Consider the following 17,916-nt stretch of genomic DNA (forward strand, 5'->3'; position numbering starts at 1 on the left):
GGTACGCCGGGGATAACAGGCTGATGATGCCCAAGAGTCCATATCGACGGCATTGTTTGGCACCTCGATGTCGGCTCATCACATCCTGGGGCTGGAGCAGGTCCCAAGGGTTTGGCTGTTCGCCAATTAAAGTGGTACGTGAGCTGGGTTCAGAACGTCGTGAGACAGTTCGGTCCCTATCTGCCGTGGGCGTAGGAAAATTGATAGGATCTGTCCCTAGTACGAGAGGACCGGGATGGACACACCACTGGTGGACCTGTTGTTGCGCCAGCAGCATTGCAGGGTAGCTACGTGTGGACGGGATAACCGCTGAAAGCATCTAAGCGGGAAACCCACCTAGAGATAAGTTTTCCCTTGAGAGTCGTCGAAGACTACGACGTCGATAGGCTGGGTGTGGAAGGGCCGTAAGGTCTGAAGCTTACCAGTACTAATAACTCGAATGGCTTGATTGCTCTCATTAGTCGATATTTATTTGCACCTCACTAGTGTGAATAATCCAAAAAAAATATGAGATAATAGACCTAATCTTTTGCATTTCACCGGCCCGGTGGTAATAGCGAGAAGCCCCCACCCGATCCCATCCCGAACTCGGAAGTGAAACTTCTCAGCGCTGATGGTACTTCGTCTTAAGGCGTGGGAGAGTAAGTCGCTGCCGGGCCTGTAAAATGCAAAAGAAATCTTTGAAAATTTCTCTATACAAAATTAAAAAAGCCTCCGATGGAAACATCGGGGGCTTTTTTGCGTTCTAATTTTGAAAATTTCAGCTACATTATTTAAATTAGCGCCAATTAGGGAGTGATTTTGCATATTTTAATAGTAAATCCACCGCATCCTTCAATTGGAAGTCGTATTCCTGACGATCACCTTCCTCCTCTAGGGCTCCTCAGTATTGGGGGTCCCCTAATAGACGACGGACATCAAGTTTCCCTCTTTGATGGTGAATTTGGTCCCGCATCTGACAAAGAAATCCAAGCCCATATAAAATCAATATCGCCGGATATACTGCTTCTGGGCCATTCTGGATCCACTTCTGCTCATCCAATTGCCGCAAAAATCGCTAACGCCGCCAAAATTGATAACCCGCACCTCATCGTGGTCTACGGTGGTGTTTTTCCAACATACCATTGGCGTGATATTCTGTCTGATGAACTCTATTTTGATTACATCGTTCGCGGTGAAGGTGAAGAAACTTGCCGCGCATTAATTGACGCGATAGCCAAAACAACCTCCCTCTATTTGGTCCAAGGCATAGCGTTTCGCCATCAAGGTAAAGTTGTATCAACCTCTCCAAGGCCAATAACCCAAGACCTCGATCAATTTCGGATCGGCTGGGAACTGATTGATTTTAAGAAATACTCTTATTGGGGAAAGAAGCGGGCAGTGGTGGTTCAATTTTCCCGAGGGTGCCCCCACCCTTGCAATTATTGTGGCCAACGGGGGTTTTGGACAAAGTGGCGTAACCGCAATCCCGAAACATTTGCCAAGGAAATCGCATATCTACATCGAGAACACGGTGTAGAGGTGTTCAATTTTGCTGATGAAAACCCAACGTCTTCTAAAAAATTATGGAAACGTTTTCTTATAGCTCTGATTGCTGAAGACGTAGATGTTACCTTGGTGGGCTCAACACGAGCAGACGATATTGTGAGAGATAAAGAGCATTTGCATCTCTATAAACAAGCTGGAGTAGAACGGTTCCTGATGGGAATGGAAAACACAGACGAAGATGTCTTACAAAAAATAAGAAAAGGCGGTTCAACGACAACGGACCGCGAAGCCATCAGATTAATGCGTCAACATGGCATGTTGTCGATGGCAACTTGGGTTGTCGGATTTGAAGAAGAACGAGATCGGGATTATTGGCGTGTTTTAAAACAGCTCCTTTCTTACGACCCAGATCAAATCCAATCCGTCTATGTGACGCCCCATCGATGGACCCCATTTTTCAAAGAAGCTGAACATCGTGCGGTTATCCAAGGGGATCAATCAAAATGGGATTATAAACATCAGGTTCTTTCAACCCGTTATGTGCCCCCATGGCGAGTATTCTTATGGGTTAAATTAATTGAATTGATCGTTCAGATGCGGCCTAAGGCGCTTGCCCGATTATTCTTTTTCAAAGATCCAAAAATCCGTCATGCTCAACGGTGGTATTATCAAATGGGCAGGCGTGTTTGGGTTCATGAAATGATCGGTTTCATTTTCCGAGATACGCATTGGAAAAATGGCCCAACCGTCAAGCAGTTTTGGGGAGAAACCCTGGAACATGAAGAAAATGCACTCGCGTTGAAACCGAGAAGAGGCAAAATCCAACGGCTTATATAAAATAACTAGACCATCATTGATATAGCGACTGCAACAACCAAGATACCCAACATAAACAATGCGATTGTTATCACCATGCGCGCGCCAAACTTCCCGGATTTTGGTGATTGTTGTATGTGTTGGCTGCCGTTATCGCGTAAAGCATCTTCAATGGCTGTAAGTAAAGTTTCATAGCGAACTTCTAACCGTCTCAATCGTTCTGCTACGAATGCCATCAAAATAATTACTGCCCCGCCAGCAACTAAGCTGGGAGGTGCCGTGAGCATCTCATGGTTATCGATGATTGCAGCCACAGACAAAAGAAGCGCGAAGAGAAATGCGATAGATTGCCAATACAGCTTCCCAAAATGTATGCGTTGATTGGCAAGAACTTGGTATTGAACTAGCAACGGATCGCTCATTTTAAAAATCCTTAGTCACACATTTTCGAAGACACATGAGAGGCTTTTGTCCCCCATGTTTTGATCAAATTTTTGCGTTTCGCTTGTAGAAAATCAAGGTTAGGATTGGAATTCAATTATCCAATCAGCCGCTTTTCTTGCTTCACCCCTCCGCCTCATTCTCGCGAAGTTCCACCCGTCTAATTTTACCCGAAATTGTCTTGGGCAATGTCGTTACAAATTCAATCTCACGCGGATATTTGTAGGGCGCTGTTAGGTTTTTGCAAAACTCTTGAATTTCTTTTGCAAGAGCAGGGGAGGCATCGTCCGCATTTGTTAAGACGATGTAGGCTTTGACAAGTTGGCCACGGGTTTCATCCGCAACACCAATTACGGCGCTTTCGACCACTTTTTCATGCTCGATGAGTGCGCTTTCAACTTCAAACGGGCTTATGCGATATCCAGCTGATGAGATCAGGTCATCGGAACGGCCAACAAACCACAAATACCCATCTTCATCTCGTTTTGCCGTGTCACCAGTATAATACCAACCATTGCGGAACGATGACGTATCAAGGTCCCCATCCTTAATATAACCCGTGAAGAGCCCAGCTGGCCATTCTCCTGATGTGTTTACGGCGATATGCCCAACTTCGCCTGAAGGAAGGATCGCGCCCGCATCATCAACTATATCAACGTCAAAGCCTGGGACAGGTTTACCCATTGAGCCGAAGCGAGTTTCCACATCGGGGAAATTGCCGACAATGTTGATGGTCTCGGTTTGGCCATACCCATCCGCAATCAACGTGCCAGTGTGTTTTTGCCAATAGCGAATAACTTCTGGATTAAGCGGTTCACCTGCACCAAGGCAGCGTCTTAATGAGGTCAAATCATATTGGCCGAGGTCAAGTTGCGCAAAAAGACGGTAGACGGTTGGCGGTGCGCAAAAGGTTGTCACGCCAAGCTCTTTGATTGTGTGTAAATGAGCTTCCGCATCCATGCCAGGTGCATCGTAGAGAATGGTTGTGACACCGATCAACATTTGTGGAAATAACATTCCCCATGCTGCTTTCGCCCAGCCTGTATCAGTCAGCGTCCAGTGAATGTCACTTTCTTGTAGGTCCATCCAAAACAGGCCGGTAGCCGCGTGGGCTAATGCATAGCCAAAATCGCGCCCGACCATTTTGGGCAAGGCCGTGGTGCCAGATGTGAAATAGATCATCATGGTGTCGGTCGCCTTGAAGGGCGGTAGATCATCAGCGTTTAAGTCGGCGTCTTGGCCAGCGCATAGGTCTTCATAAGAATGCCAATCGCCGGAGGCGCTGCCAACGACAATACGATGTTGCAATGTTGGGCAATCGTCGAAAATTTCGTCGACCTTCGTAACATGCTGTTCTGAGACGATTACAGCTTTCGCGCCTGCTTGATTGACACGGTAGGCGATGTCTTTTGCGGTAAGAAGATTAGTACCCGGCATGGAAATAACGCCGGCCTTCATGCAACCAAACAAAACTGAATGCCATTCAGCTTGGCGGCCAATCACAATACAGGCTGCATCGCCGCGCTCTAGGCCTAGCGCCATTAAGGCTTTGCCGAAGCGGGCTGAGCTATTGGAAAGATCAGAGTAGGACACAGTCGTTTGCGTATCAGCCTTAACATTGATCGCAATCAAGGCTGCTTTGTCGGCTTCCTTTGCGCGCTTATCGAGCACATCAAAGGCGAAATTAAAGTGCTCAGGAATGTCTAGCGAGTAATTCTCGCGTGCATTCTCATACGAACGATCAAATGTGCTGAAATCCATCATAATGTTGTCCCTCTCCCATAATTCATCCAACACCTACCCATGTTGAAATGTCTTTAGAAGGTAGCGAACCTAAGCGGTGAGGAACAGGGGACAATTATCAAAACGAATTGGTATTTTTAAGTGATTGGCTGATAGTTCAGGTTCATCATCGCATGCGCCTCGAAATTTATGATGATGATGCTCTTATTGCGGATTGAAACAATGGAAACCCATTCGTTGCTTATGCGCGCATGAACATTTGAAATGGGGCTTCTTTTCGTTGTCGGCAAAAAAAAAACCGACGCTCGAAAGCGCCGGTTTTGTCTGCATATATATTGAGCGCCTTGCTACACGTTCACGACGTTCTTAAGGAAGCTCTCGACATTGCTCTTAAGCCCCGCCGTTTTTTCGCTCAGTTGAACCGAAGCTGTTGACATTTCATCTGAGTGGCTGTGGTTTTCACCTACCCGTTGTTTGATGTTTGTCACATAAGTTGCTGCTGACGATGTGCTGTCTGCGGCACTAGAAGCATGATCAGAAATGTCGTTGATCGCAGTGCTTTGCTCGCGCATCTTGGAGAGAATTTCATCGGCTTGGCCGTGAATCGTGCCGACCATTTCCGCGATGTCATTGATGGCAAAAACAGCGCTATCTGTTAGGCCCTGAATTTCTGAAATCTGACTGGAGATTTCTTCCGTGGCCGTTGATGTTTGTGAAGCAAGTGATTTTACTTCAGATGCAACGACTGCAAAACCACGTCCAGCTTCACCTGCACGGGCTGCTTCAATAGTTGCGTTTAAGGCAAGCAAGTTAGTTTGTTCTGCGATGTCAGAAATCAAACCAACAACATCACCAATTTTTTGAGCGTTTAGCGCAAGGCCACTGATGTTGTCGTTTGTGGTGCGTGCTTTCTCATTACATTGTTGGATCATTTCGCTTGCTGAGACGAGTTCACTGGTTGTTTGTTTAACTGAATCGTTCATCTGCGACGCAGCCGCCGCTACAGAATCCACATTGCCAGATGCTTGCGTTGATGATGCGTCTGCATTTTCAGCTTCTGAAGATGTCGTGCTGATGCCAGCATTTAGAGTGTTCGCCTTTTCACCAATCATTTCTGTGATCTCATGCACGACACTAAATGTCTCGGTCATTTCGTCGCGGAAATCGTTGATCATTTGATCAATTTTAGTCTGGCGATTATCACGAGCGATGTGATTTTTCCTGCGTTCTTCGGACGATTTTTTCTGCTCAATAGCATTATCGCGAAACACGGTGAGAGCTTGGGTCATTTGGCCGATCTCATCTTCTCTCGTTGTTTCTGCAATGTCGATATCAAGGTCGCCATCTGCAAGTCGACGGGCAACTTTAACCTGCGAGGCTAATGGAGCAAGAAGTCTATTTGTTTGCCAGAAAATAAGACCGATGATGACGATAAGGCAAAGTAAGCCGTAGATAGACTGTTGGGTTACAATTTTGATGCTGGATGCTTCCAGATCATCATTGGCTATCGTTTCTAGGAGACTAACCTCTTGGCCATTGATTGACATTTTGCTGCCAACGACTGTTGTTGTGACATCCTCAATCTTTGTTGATGCCGTGATCGACCGACCTCCACTTATGCCTGCTACAATAGCGTCGGATAGCTTGATCGTGCTGGTAACCTTGCCCATATCATCAAAAGAAAATGCAGAGCCGTCTTTGTTCACAATAAAGGTTTTCTCTGTGCTGCCGAGACCTGTTGATGCATTCAGTACGGAAGACAAGAGCGTTTGATCAATGCTGATGATCATAACGCCGATATAACGACCACTATAAGAAACTGGGCTTGCTAGTGAGAGACCGAGGGTTTGGTTCTTTTGCGTCACAATACCGGATGAATAAACTTGGCCAGTATAATCTTGACGCATTAGTTCTTTTTCTTTGTCGAACCAAGCATCCTTTGATGCGATTGTTTGTTCGTATGCACCAACGCTAGCTATGCCCTTTAATTCAGGACTATCCGAAGGGCGGGCAAAATCCTGGCCTTTGGAGTAGGTGTAAATGAAGTTACCCTTAGGATCGACAAAGGCAATATCTGCAAATCCGTATGACTTCATCATGCGGTCGATCATGGTGTGATATTCTGCGTGGTTTGACGCGTAATAATGCTTCGCACCTTCAGCTTCGACCATAAGGTGTCGCTTACCGAGCTCGTTTGGATTTTTAGTGATGTAAGTGTCGCGCAACACATCTGTTGCTGTATCTTTGAGCTGAGCCCAACCAGCGCTAAACCTTACAAAACTCCGCGCAGCTTCTGACGATGCCGCGAAAGCTTGAAGGCTTCCTGCCATGTTCACCATCGTTCTGTTGAGTGCGTCACGTTTATTTTCAACACTGTTGACGAAGGCTTGTGTGCCTTGTTGTTTGGAAATGTTGAAAGCGGTGAAGCCTGCGACAGCTAACAAAAGCAATGTTAACGTTACGGCGCCCGCAAAAAAACAAACGACGATTCTTGGTACAATATTTTTGCTCATCAAAAGACCCTCTATGCTGGGTTAAAGATAAGGCAGCTATGTTTAATTATGAATTAATTCTCGCTGTTGTCGTAAGAGATAACCGGCTCGTTTATTGCAATTAACCCGTCTTCTAGTACTTCTGCACAAATTCCGCCGTGCCCCCGCATTGCATTATATCCGCCATGTCCCAGTTCTGTTTCCATTCGCGAGCAGGGCGCGCATAAACCTGAACCTCTTAGAAGGACATTTCCGATCCGAAACTCTCGATTGCGTAGGCCCATAAGGGAGATGCCGCTAACGACAATGTTGCGGCGGAGGCGCGCAGGATCTATTGGGGATGTCTCATCAGCACATAGACTTGCGATTACGCTTAAGTGTTCTGCTTGGATAAGCGTCACGGTTCTTTTGCCGGGTTTTGTGCGGTGGTCGCCTTCAATGCCAGTGACGTTGATCTTGGCACTTGATAATGAAATTAGCGGTTCCTTGCGGGCAGGGCGAACGCCGATCCATTCTACTTTTCCAGCTTTTGCAAATTGAGCGACGAGGGTTGCGATGGTTTGCACAGTCGTTGGTTCCTTATGCCTATTCGGCTATTACCACGCCTTCACGCCGTCGGTCTGCGGCGCCTATAAGGGTGTTGTCTTTGATCGTGATGCCGTGGAGACCTGAATTCAGTGATATTGATACGGTCCTATATCCCATGGCCTCAAGCGGTGCTTGTAGCTCTATGGCTTTCGTGCTGGCCTCAAGCGCGAAGGTGCCAAAGCGATTGGTTATGTGTGGGTTGTCAAAGGCTTCTTGTATCGACATATCCCAATCAATCACGGCAATGATTGCCTGCGCAACATAAGAAATTATCCGACTACCACCAGGGCTACCTAGGGCCATGACCGGCTTGCCATCTTTAAAGATAATGGTTGGCGACATTGATGAGCGTGGTCGCTTTCCCGGCGCAATGCTATTGGCGATTAAGCGATGGTCAACATGGGTTCTAAAGGAAAAATCCGTTAGTTGATTATTGAGCAAAAACCCGCCAGCCATCAGATTGGAGCCAAAGGCACTTTCTATCGATGTTGTCATGGAGACGATGTTGCCGTCACTGTCGCGAATGGTGAAGTGGGTTGTTGAGGGTAATTCGATTGCTTCATCATCAGCATAGTTGAACGCATGGTCGAATGCTGGTGTGCCGGGGTTTGCTTGCTTGAGGCGATCTCCAGCCTTCAGATTTTGAGCCCGTTTTTGCAAGTAGGAGGTTTCAAGCAACCCTTTCTTTGGGACGACGATGAAATCTTCATCAGCCACATAGCGGCCACGGTCTGCGAAGGCGAGCCTTGTTGCGTCACCAATTAGTTGCCAAGCTGTTGGATTGTTAGGGCCGAGTGCTTTTAGATCGAAAGGTTCGAGCGTGCCCAGAATTTGCCCAATCGCGATAGCGCCAGAAGAAGGTGGCCCCATGCCACAAATTGAGTAGCCACGGTAAGGGGCGCAAACTGGCTGGCGCTCTTTGGCTTTGTAGTTTTGCATGTCACCAAGGGTCAAGGTTCCGCCGCTGTCTTTTGCGTTTTGAACAGCATCGACAATCTGGCGGGCAATCCGTCCTTTGTAAAAGACATCAGCGCCTTCTTTTTGGAAATCCAAAAGGCTTTGAGCGTAAGCTGGGTTTTTAAGCAATGTGCCTCTGCGAAGGGGCTTGCCATTGTCATCCATGAAATAGGCACGCGTGGTGTCAAACCGGCTTAATCCAGTTGCACGCCGCTCAATAAGTCCCGCCATTCTTGGTGACACTTTAAAACCATCTTCTGCCAGTTTAAGCGGATTGCTAAACAGATCTTCCCAAGCTTTGTTGCCAAATTTTTGATGCGTTTGATGGAGTAGTTTTGGCAAGCCTGGAACACCAACGGAGCGACCGCTTACCACTGCGTCAAAAAATTTCAGTGTTTTACCACTCGCATCCAGAAAGTGTTTTGGATTTATGTTTTGAGGTGCGGTTTCGCGACCGTCAACGGAATGCAATTTTTGAGCTTTGTTGTCCCAATAGAGTAAAAACCCACCACCGCCGAGACCAGAAGATTGTGGCTCAACAAGGCCAAGGGTCAGCTGCACCGCAACCATTGCATCAACAGCATTGCCACCAGCGCGCAACACGGCAGCGCCTGCTTCTGCTGCATGAGGATTTGCCACGGAGACGATCCATTTTTCACCGGTCGCTGATTTTTTGTTGGGGCTTGAGGCAACTGAGGTTTGTTCTTCAGGCTGAACTTGATCAGCTGCTTGTTGGGCAGTTGCAAGGTGTGGCGGAAAAATAAATGCAGCACCTGCTGTGACGGTGAGTGTCAAAGCAATGAAAAGACGGGTTTTCATTCGGATTGATGAAAATAGGCTGGGTAATTGCATGAATGAACCATTTTGAGAGAAGTCCCTGCGACCCTATCATCATAAATCACTGGCACAAATGCTTTAGGAAAAATTGAAGTTCAACTTTGCGGGATTGGAAATTTGCAACTTGCCAAACTGTGGACAATCAGGTCCAAATGGTAATCAAACAAGGAGATGACAATGGGCCATGATCATGACCACGGTGAAGGATCCGAATTATCTGAGACCGCGTTAAGAGTGCGAGCTTTAGAGTCTTTGTTGACTGAAAAGGGCTATATTGACCCTGCAGCTCTTGATGTAATTGTCGACACTTATGAAAATCAGGTCGGCCCGCGCAATGGCGCTGAGGTTGTTGCGAAAGCGTGGTCTGATCCAGAATTTTTAGCTTGGCTACGAACAGATGCAACGGCGGCGGTTAATTCTCTCGGCTTTGAAGGGCGACAAACAGAACATATGAAGGTGGTCGAAAACACTGACAATGTTCACCACATGGTCGTTTGTACGCTTTGTTCTTGTTATCCTTGGCATGTTTTGGGCTTGCCACCGATTTGGTATAAATCGGCCCCTTATCGCTCTCGTGCCGTCATGGACCCGCGCGGTGTGCTCGCAGATTTTGGTGTTACGCTGGATGATGATGTTTCCGTTCAAGTTTGGGATTCAACAGCTGAGCTTCGTTATCTCGTCATCCCCAAAAGGCCTGAGGGGACCGATGGTATGAGCGAGGCTGATCTTGCTGATCTCGTCACACGCGATTCCATGATTGGGACTGGCGTGGCGCTCAACGTTGGTGAGGTGGCGTCATGAATTCAGGGCATGATCTAGGTGGTATGCAAGGCTTTGGCCCCGTCATCGGCGAACCAGTGAAACCTGTTTTCCACGGCGAATGGGAAGAACGCGCTCTTGCAATTGTTATTGCGATGGCCGCATCGGGCAAGTGGAACCTTGATAAATCACGCCATGCGCGCGAGAGCCTGCCGCCGCCGCAATATCTTAATTCAAGCTATTATCAAATTTGGATTGCGGGCCTAGAGCGCTTAATGGTTGAGGTTGGTTTGGTGACGAGCGAAGAGCTTGAAACAGGTGAAATGTCGACGCCAGCCATTCCTGTAAAAGGTGTTTTGAAGGCTGACGCGGTAGAAGGTGTTTTAAAAGCTGGCGGTCATTGCGATCGGCCAATTTCCAACGCTGCAGAATTTGAGATTGGTGATGAGGTGCGGGTTAAAAACTTTCACCCGATGGGCCATACACGCGCACCGCGTTATGTTCGCGGGCACGTTGGCACCATCATATCAGCCCATGGCGGTTATGTTTATCCAGACAGCAATGCGCGCGGGGATGGTGAAGACCCGCAATGGCTCTACACTGTTCAATTTGCGGCGGATGAACTTTGGGGTGATGAAGCACGACGTGGTGACCATGTGATGGCGGACCTATGGGAGCCTTACCTTGAGCGCGCTTGATAAGAATGCGGCTCATTCTGCATTGTTAAAACTTGATAATCTACCCGTGGATGAAGTGGGTGCAGTTTTTGAAGAACCTTGGCACGCGGAAGTGTTTTCAATCGTTCATCTGCTTGTTGATCGCGGGCAATTTACCGTGAACGAATGGGCGGAAATGCTTGGGGGCGTTATCAAGGAAAAACCAGATAATGAGGGCTACTACCAGTGCTGGTTGACGGCTTTGGAACGAATATCTTTGCAAAAAGGGCTTGTTGAAACAGACCCATTGAGTGAACGAAAAGACGCATGGGATCGCGCCGCGAGGGCAACGCCGCATGGTGAGCCAATCGTTCTTGGGCGGGATGTAAGTTAGAAAAATCAGGGATTAATATGAGCGGCAACTCTAGTATTTACGGTATGCTTTCAAGTGTTTTTGAACGGGCAATCGTCTTTTCAAAATCGACTGATAAACGCTCCACCTCGGAGCTTTGTGACGCATTGTTGTCTGGGCGCGGTGAAGCGTCGGGCACCAAGATTGCACACGCCTTATTCACTAAATATGAGACGTTGAGCGTTGAGGAGAAGCAGGAGTTCTTTTTTTATCTCAATGAAAACCTTGATGTTGCGACAGATGACGCGACTGCGGCAGCAACGGAATATGCAGCGAACAGATCAGCGGATGCGCTGAAAAACCTTCGCAAATTGTGTGAACCAAAACGGCTTGATTTGTTGCGCCAATTAAACAGTGCACCAGGTGGGACTGAGCGGTTGGTTCGTATGCGGGAAGATTTGTTGGGCATGTTGAACGATGCCTCGCGCCTCAAGCGTACCGATGCTGATTTTGAATATTTGTTTTCCTCTTGGTTCAATCGCGGCTTCCTCGTGTTGCGCCCCATTGATTGGACGACACCAGCTCATATTCTTGAAAAAGTAATCTCTTATGAGGCAGTCCACGAAATTTCCAGCTGGGATGATTTGCGCCGCAGGCTCTTACCTGAAGATCGACGCTGCTATGCGTTTTTTCATCCGGCGATGCCCGATGAGCCTTTGATCTTTGTCGAGATTGCACTCACCAATGAGATTGCAACGTCTATCCAAACTGTTTTGGCGGAAGGCCGTGATGAAATAGCGGCGGAAGAGGCGAGTGCTGCTGTTTTTTATTCAATTTCTAATTGCCAAAAAGGCCTGCAAGGTGTGTCCTTCGGCAACTTCTTGATTAAACAAGTTGCCAGTGATTTGGCGCATGATCTGCCGAATTTGAAAACTTTCGTGACACTCTCCCCAGTGCCGACTTTTTCGCGATGGCTTTCAAAATCCTCGCAAGAGGAACCCGATGGCAAAGCACATGAAGCGTTGGGAGCTGTTCAATCAATTGAAGACGGGCAAGGGCTAGAACGCATTGTTGGTTTGAAAGATAATCTGACGGAATTAGCGGCACACTATTTCATCAATGAAAAACGGCCTGACGGCATGCCGATTGATCCGGTGGCGCGATTCCATCTTGGTAATGGTGCAAGCTTATTGCAGATTAATTGGGCGGGTGATGTTTCAATGAAGGGGCTGAAACAGTCGGCAGGTTTGATGGTGAACTATCTCTATAACCTTCAAGATGTGGAAGCTAACCACGAAACCTATGCGCAAGACCGCGTTGTGGTGGCTCATAAATCTGTAAAAACATTGGCTGACAAGGCGCTGCGATCTTAAGCCTTAGGGCTTTGACCTGAAATCAATCGCCGCCGCCTGCGTCGCCGCCTCCGTCACCACCGTAATATCCGCCATAGTATCCGCCAATACCGCCATCACCATCATTTCCCCAACGTCTGCCTGAACGCTTGGGCGCGCGCTTGTAGTATAAGAATTCTTTGTTGGCGAGATCATCAAATATGGATAAATTAATCCCAAGAAGTTTCAGATTGATTATTAGTACGAAAGCGACAATTCCAATAAGAAGAAGGCCATCCATATTTTTATCTTTCATTTTTGAATTTGAAAATTGAATTTCAAATTAAATATTGTCATAAATTCCTTTATTAGGGATTTAGGGTGATAAAAATAAGGTCTAATATTTAATTTGTTTTGATTTATAATTGGAATTATTGCTGATATAATTAACAGTAGGTTTTGATGTTGATTAAAGTCTGTGATTAAAGGCAATATAAAGCACGGTTTCAGCAAGTTGTTTTTTTGAAAATGACTGAAAGATTGTTGGCTGGCATCTCGATGATCGTTGGCGGGGTAAAACCTTTTTCAATGCCGAGTGCTGTCATGTCATCAATATGACGCAGCCCGCCGCCCGGATTTTCTGCATGTAACTTTGCATCAAAAGCCACGTTGCTTGGGGCGGTCTCAATGTCACTGCGATGGAACGGACCATAGAAAAACAAAGGCGCATCACTCGGGAGTAATTGGCCCGCCAGTTTAAACAGCGCGACCGTTGCAGCCCATGGTGCTATGTGGATCACATTGGCAGAGATCACAGCATCTGCCTTTTCAATCGGGGCGTCATCTTCTAGCAGGTCAAAAGCAAAGGGGTGACGAATGTTGGGAAGTTTAGTTTCCTCAGTCCATGCTATTATGCTTTCCAGTTTTACAGGGTCGCGTTCGGTCGGCTGAAAGGTAAGGTTGCCAAATTTTTCAGCAAAATGAATGACATGTTCACCCGTGCCTGACCCAATTTCCAATACCACGCCGCTGTCTGGTAAGACTGACTGCAAAATGTTCGCGATGGTTTCACGGTTTCTAAGGGCTGAGGGGGCTGAACGACGTTGATCTTGCTGGGTCATCGTGAAGCCTTGCTTGAAACGAGTTGGCATAAAAGCTCGAACATGATGGAAGCGCCGACCCAAGCTGTGCCGCCTGATTGATCAAAGGGTGGGGAAACTTCTACCAAGTCGGCACCGATCAAATTCAACCCGTCCAAATGTCGCACCACTTGCTGTGCCTGCCATGTGTTTGGCCCGCCAATTTCTGGTGTGCCGGTACCGGGGCAAAAGGCGGGATCGATAAAATCAATATCGTAGCTGACATAGGTTGGCTGGGTGCCAACAACTTGCCGTGCTTCGCTCATGACATCATCGATGCCGCGTGTCATGAAGTCATCAATGGTGATGATCGTCACCCCTTGTTCGCGACCCCACCGAATATCTTCATCATCATACATGGTGCCGCGAATACCAATTTGTATAACGCGCTTAGGATCAAGCAACCCTTCTTCAATCGCACGGCGGAACGGGGTGCCGTGGGTATATTGGGTGCCATCAAAGTAGTCTTTGAATAGGTCAGTGTGCGAATCGAAATGAACCATTCCAACAGGACCATCACTCGCAAGCCCACGTAAAATAGGAAGGGAGATCAAATGATCGCCGCCTGCTGTGAGCGGTATAATGCCGTCGCGCTTGAGATCAGTATAGGCAGTACTCACCCGTTGCATGGAATCATCAAGGTCAGCAGGGTTTGGGCCAACATCACCAAGGTCAGCACAATTGAACATCTCAAAAGGGCGCAGGCCAGAGACAGGATGGGCTGCGCGGATCATCGTGGAAAGATCTCTCAACTGACGCGGACCATGGCGCGCGCCGGGCCTATTGGTGGTTCCACCATCCCAAGGAACGCCAATAATGCCAATATCCACTTTCCCATAATCAGGATCGTCCGCACTTATATAAGGCAGGCGCATGAATGTTGGTACGCCAGCAAATCTTGGAAGGTCGAAACCTGAAATTGGTTGAAAACGTGGGTCACTTTTTTTGGTCATCAGATAGCCTTTGCAATTCGTCGTCATCTTACCCGTGAATTAGTCGTCGTCCACGTAAATTGTGCAGCCAATTAAAAAATCATAGGCTAAGGTGTTCCCTATTAGGCTGGAATGCGAAAATAAGAATGAGGGCAAATATGGGCAAAATTGAATTTCACCAAATCGCAAAGGCACCTAAGGGCGTTGCGCCATTTTCTCACGCCACTGAGGTGGACGGGTTTATCTTTGTAACAGGGCAAATGCCAACTTGGCCGGGTGAGCCGGATCGGGCTTTGCCCGAAGGTATTGAAGCTCAAACCCGGCGCGTGATGGATAATCTCATCATCGTCTTGGAGGGCATGGGGTTGGGCCTTGATGACGTGGCACAGTGCCGCGTTTACATAACCGAATTTGAGCGTGATTATGAGGCGATGAACAAGGTCTATGCCTCTTACTTTCCCGCGGATCGTTTGCCTGCGCGAACCTGCATTGGCGTTACTGGACTTGCAGTTAAGGCGTTGGTTGAGATTGACATGGTTGCAAGGAGGCCCGATAAATCTGATAATTCAGATCCGTTACTACTAATGATAGGATGAGAATTTGGAATTTGGTTTGGCGATTATTATTGGCCTCATATTTCTAATTGGTGCTCCATTAGGCTGGGTTTCATTTTTTAAAATTAATACACAAGCTAGAAAACTCGACGAATTGTCGGGTGAACTTTTCAAGTTAAAAAATCTCGTTGCGAAACTTGAACAAGACGAAGGCTTATCTTCGCTTTCAGGTGAAGAAACATCTTCTCAAAACATTGCCGAAGAAGGTGCTGCTGATCAGATTGTTCAAGAAGAGGTGGAAAGCGTTGATGCCGAACCCACTTTTGATGAGAGCGAAACGGATGAGTTAAGCGCGGCCGCAATCAATGAGCCTGAAAATGTGCCGCCTATTGCCGTTGCTGCTTCTAACAATGCTGAAAGCACTATCGGCGGTAAACTCAGCGTTTGGGTTGGCGGTGTCACGATGGCGTTGGGGTCAATCTTCCTCGTGCGCTATGCGATTGAAGCTGGTTTCTTGGGGCCAGCGGCGCGCATTATGATGGGTATCTTATTTGGTGCGCTACTGTGCGGTGTTGGCGAATTCATGCGACGCCGAAATCCTGAGCAGAAGATCGCAGGATATGAATGGGCTGGTGTGCCTGAAATCTTGACCGCTATTGGCACGTTCGCCCTGTTCGCTGCTATCTTTGCGGCCCATACTTTGTATGAGCTGATTGGACCGACCACGGCCTTCATCGCCTTAGGCGTGATTGCATTGGCCTCCATGGCAAGCGCCATGTTGCATGGTCCAGCGCTCGCGTCTTTGGGTCTCATTGGGGCGTTTTGCGTGCCGTTCTTGATAACATCAAGTGACCCGAAAATAATGCCCATCGCGATCTATATCCTCATCGCGGGCGCTGCGGCGATCACGGTTGCGCGGCTTCGGTTGTGGCGGTGGTTGGCGTTCGCTGCGGCAATTGGCTGGCTGTTTTATGCGTGGCTCTTTCAGAGCGTCGCGCAGAGTAGCGATCAATTCATCGTCTTAGGGTTTTTGATGGCTGTATCAGCAGGCGTAATTTTCACCTTTGTGATGTCACTCTATCCGCGCTCACTGGCGATGGTGCAACCGATTGATAAAATGGCAACCGTGCTGCTCTCGCTGTTTGCTGTACCTTGGATTGCACAAGTACAATTTGCGCATCATTCCTTCATTGCAACGGCTGAAATTATTCTACTGGTCGCGGTGCCAATGGCGCTTGCCTGTTATTATTCGGCTGTACGCTATGTGGTGTTCTTGCCGATTTTGGTGGCTCTCATTCGCTTTGCTCAATTTGATGCGTCAACGATTGCCTTGGTCGATATCGACGCAGCCTTACAACACAGAGCGCCAGCGGACTTCTTGTCGCGCATTGATCTGTCTGTGCTTGGTTGGGTCTCGCTCTTCTTGTCGCTTGCCACTTTTACTGGTGCTATATGGGCAAGTTTGAATTCTGTCTCACGCGCCGTGGTAGCCTCTGGCGCGATGGTGTTCTTGGTCGGCATTTTTGTCATCACCTATGGACGCGTGGACGGCTTTGAAACTTCCACCTTGTTCGCCCTTATTGCCCTTGCAGGCTTTGTTGCTTGTCGTGCAGGGGGTGAATATTTGTCGAAGGCCTTTGGTGACGTAGATGATGAACAGTCTAAAAGTAGAAGCGGTTCGCTTGCGGCTTTCCTTGTCGGATCGCTTGTGTTCTTGGCTCTTGCCGCCGCGATCTTTTTTGAAAAAGCATCACTCACCGTCGCAATGGGGCTGCTGGTTCCTGCGATGGCATTCACCTATTGGCAGCACAGACTTTATGTCTTGCGGGCGCTCACACCGTTTTTTGTTATTCCTTATGGATTGCGTCTCTTTGCTGATCCCCTCATTTCGCAAAGTGATTTGAGCGAAACGCCATTCTTCAATGTGCTGACCTATGGGTACGGCGTGCCGATGATTGGATTCATCTATGCAGCCCTTGTTCTAACGTCACAGGGACGAGATTTTTTCGCACGGTTGATGCAGGCGATTGCGATTGCCTCTGTGTCCGTCACGACTGCTATGATAGCGCTGCATTTGGTGGAGCCAGACTTCCGCTTTGTGCAGAATGATAAACAACTGCTTTTATGCGCTGTGCTTGTTTTGGTTGGCGGTGGTATCTCACTTGGCCTGACGCGGCTTGCTTCTAAAACATCTGATCATTTTCTCACGTGGGGAAGTATCGGCATCAGCCTTGCTGGTGTTGCGATGGGTGCATTGGGTCTGTTTGTCTGGCAAAATCCAGTTTGGAATAATGTTGCAATCTCGCAGGGCTTGATCCTCAACGAGTTGAATTTTTCTTACCTCTTGCCGTTCTTGCTTTATGGACTGATTGCTTGGCAATCGAATGACAAACGCCCGCGCTGGTATGTTGTTATCATCAGTGTCTATTCGGCACTCTTGGGTGCTGCTTGGGTAAATTTCTTAATCCATCATATTTTCCATCCGGGGAATTTCTCATCAAGAATCATTCAAGATGCCCAGCAATACACTTACTCTGCTGTATGGCTTTTGATCGGTATTGCTGTCCTCGCTGTCGGTCTCTACACCCGCTCTAAAACATGGCGTGCCGTTTCAGGTTTGTTGATCGCGGTTGTGGTGGTGAAGGTGTTCTTGGTGGACATGTCAGAACTAACGGGCTTCCTGCGTGCGCTTTCGTTTATTTCGCTCGGTGCCGTATTGATGGCGATTGGCTATTTTTATCAACGCATTTTGTCGGGCCAGATGGTGACCTCTGACGGGACAGACGAGGAGCTGGTTGCCAAGCCAAGCGCAAACGATGAATAGTGTTCCC

15 protein-coding genes and 2 rRNA genes are annotated in these 17,916 nt (G+C 47.9%); 9 read left to right on the forward strand and 8 right to left on the reverse strand.

What is annotated here, in order from left to right; genetic code table 11:
• The 3 genes from ABJO30_00655 to bchE form a co-directional block, all read left to right on the forward strand.
• A 23S ribosomal RNA gene (locus tag ABJO30_00655) occupies positions 1 to 452 on the forward strand; the annotation flags it as partial.
• Positions 453 to 543: 91 nt separating this feature from the next.
• Positions 544 to 658 (forward strand): 5S ribosomal RNA (gene rrf / locus ABJO30_00660).
• A gap of 143 nt (positions 659 to 801) precedes the next feature.
• Complete coding sequence (gene bchE, locus ABJO30_00665) at positions 802 to 2,325, forward strand: magnesium-protoporphyrin IX monomethyl ester anaerobic oxidative cyclase (protein ID MEP3231317.1); 1,524 nt, start codon at positions 802 to 804, stop codon at positions 2,323 to 2,325.
• A gap of 5 nt (positions 2,326 to 2,330) precedes the next feature.
• Here the strand turns inward: bchE and ABJO30_00670 are convergent, their stop codons facing one another.
• The 5 genes from ABJO30_00670 to ggt all read right to left on the reverse strand — a co-directional run bounded on the left by ABJO30_00670 (position 2,331) and on the right by ggt (position 9,344).
• Entirely contained in the window at positions 2,331 to 2,726 is a 396-nt protein-coding gene (locus ABJO30_00670) for a hypothetical protein (protein MEP3231318.1), read from the reverse strand.
• A 142-nt stretch (positions 2,727 to 2,868) separates the two neighbouring features.
• Positions 2,869 to 4,509: an AMP-binding protein gene (locus ABJO30_00675; GenBank protein ID MEP3231319.1), complete on the reverse strand. Its 1,641-nt coding sequence runs from the start codon at positions 4,507 to 4,509 to the stop codon at positions 2,869 to 2,871.
• Between the two features lie 326 nt (positions 4,510 to 4,835).
• A complete protein-coding gene (locus tag ABJO30_00680; GenBank protein MEP3231320.1) occupies positions 4,836 to 7,001 on the reverse strand; it encodes a methyl-accepting chemotaxis protein in 2,166 nt (721 codons plus the stop codon).
• A 53-nt stretch (positions 7,002 to 7,054) separates the two neighbouring features.
• Positions 7,055 to 7,546 (reverse strand): MOSC domain-containing protein, encoded by a 492-nt coding sequence (locus ABJO30_00685; protein MEP3231321.1) that lies wholly within the window; start codon positions 7,544 to 7,546, stop codon positions 7,055 to 7,057.
• A gap of 19 nt (positions 7,547 to 7,565) precedes the next feature.
• A complete protein-coding gene (gene ggt / locus ABJO30_00690; protein ID MEP3231322.1) occupies positions 7,566 to 9,344 on the reverse strand; it encodes a gamma-glutamyltransferase in 1,779 nt (592 codons plus the stop codon).
• 195 nt (positions 9,345 to 9,539) lie between these two features.
• Here ggt and nthA point away from each other — a divergent pair, with 195 nt between their 5' ends.
• The 4 genes from nthA to ABJO30_00710 are packed head-to-tail and all read left to right on the forward strand — an operon-like array spanning position 9,540 to position 12,502.
• Positions 9,540 to 10,163, forward strand: a complete 624-nt coding sequence (gene nthA, locus ABJO30_00695; protein ID MEP3231323.1) for a nitrile hydratase subunit alpha — start codon at positions 9,540 to 9,542, stop codon at positions 10,161 to 10,163.
• Positions 10,160 to 10,819, forward strand: a complete 660-nt coding sequence (gene nthB / locus ABJO30_00700) for a nitrile hydratase subunit beta (protein MEP3231324.1) — start codon at positions 10,160 to 10,162, stop codon at positions 10,817 to 10,819. Before nthA ends, nthB begins: the two co-directional genes overlap by 4 nt.
• Complete coding sequence (locus ABJO30_00705) at positions 10,806 to 11,171, forward strand: nitrile hydratase accessory protein (GenBank protein ID MEP3231325.1); 366 nt, start codon at positions 10,806 to 10,808, stop codon at positions 11,169 to 11,171. The genes nthB and ABJO30_00705 overlap by 14 nt, the downstream gene beginning before the upstream one ends.
• A gap of 17 nt (positions 11,172 to 11,188) precedes the next feature.
• Entirely contained in the window at positions 11,189 to 12,502 is a 1,314-nt protein-coding gene (locus tag ABJO30_00710; GenBank protein ID MEP3231326.1) for a malonyl-CoA decarboxylase, read from the forward strand.
• 22 nt (positions 12,503 to 12,524) lie between these two features.
• On the opposite strand, the gene ABJO30_00715 is transcribed toward ABJO30_00710, so the two are convergent.
• The 3 genes from ABJO30_00715 to speB all read right to left on the reverse strand — a co-directional run bounded on the left by ABJO30_00715 (position 12,525) and on the right by speB (position 14,552).
• Positions 12,525 to 12,776: a hypothetical protein gene (locus tag ABJO30_00715; protein ID MEP3231327.1), complete on the reverse strand. Its 252-nt coding sequence runs from the start codon at positions 12,774 to 12,776 to the stop codon at positions 12,525 to 12,527.
• A 190-nt stretch (positions 12,777 to 12,966) separates the two neighbouring features.
• Positions 12,967 to 13,611: a DUF938 domain-containing protein gene (locus ABJO30_00720; protein MEP3231328.1), complete on the reverse strand. Its 645-nt coding sequence runs from the start codon at positions 13,609 to 13,611 to the stop codon at positions 12,967 to 12,969.
• Positions 13,578 to 14,552 (reverse strand): agmatinase, encoded by a 975-nt coding sequence (gene speB / locus ABJO30_00725; GenBank protein ID MEP3231329.1) that lies wholly within the window; start codon positions 14,550 to 14,552, stop codon positions 13,578 to 13,580. Before speB ends, ABJO30_00720 begins: the two co-directional genes overlap by 34 nt.
• Positions 14,553 to 14,698: 146 nt before the next feature.
• Here speB and ABJO30_00730 point away from each other — a divergent pair, with 146 nt between their 5' ends.
• A complete protein-coding gene (locus ABJO30_00730) occupies positions 14,699 to 15,127 on the forward strand; it encodes a RidA family protein (protein MEP3231330.1) in 429 nt (142 codons plus the stop codon).
• Positions 15,128 to 15,239: 112 nt separating this feature from the next.
• Positions 15,240 to 17,909 carry a DUF2339 domain-containing protein gene (locus ABJO30_00735; GenBank protein ID MEP3231331.1) on the forward strand — a complete coding sequence of 890 codons (2,670 nt, stop codon included), beginning with the start codon at positions 15,240 to 15,242 and terminating at the stop codon, positions 17,907 to 17,909.
• The last annotated feature ends 7 nt before the right edge of the window (positions 17,910 to 17,916 follow it).

It is taken from the genome of Hyphomicrobiales bacterium, assembly GCA_039973685.1.
Classification (GTDB): domain Bacteria; phylum Pseudomonadota; class Alphaproteobacteria; order Rhizobiales; family JACESI01; genus JACESI01.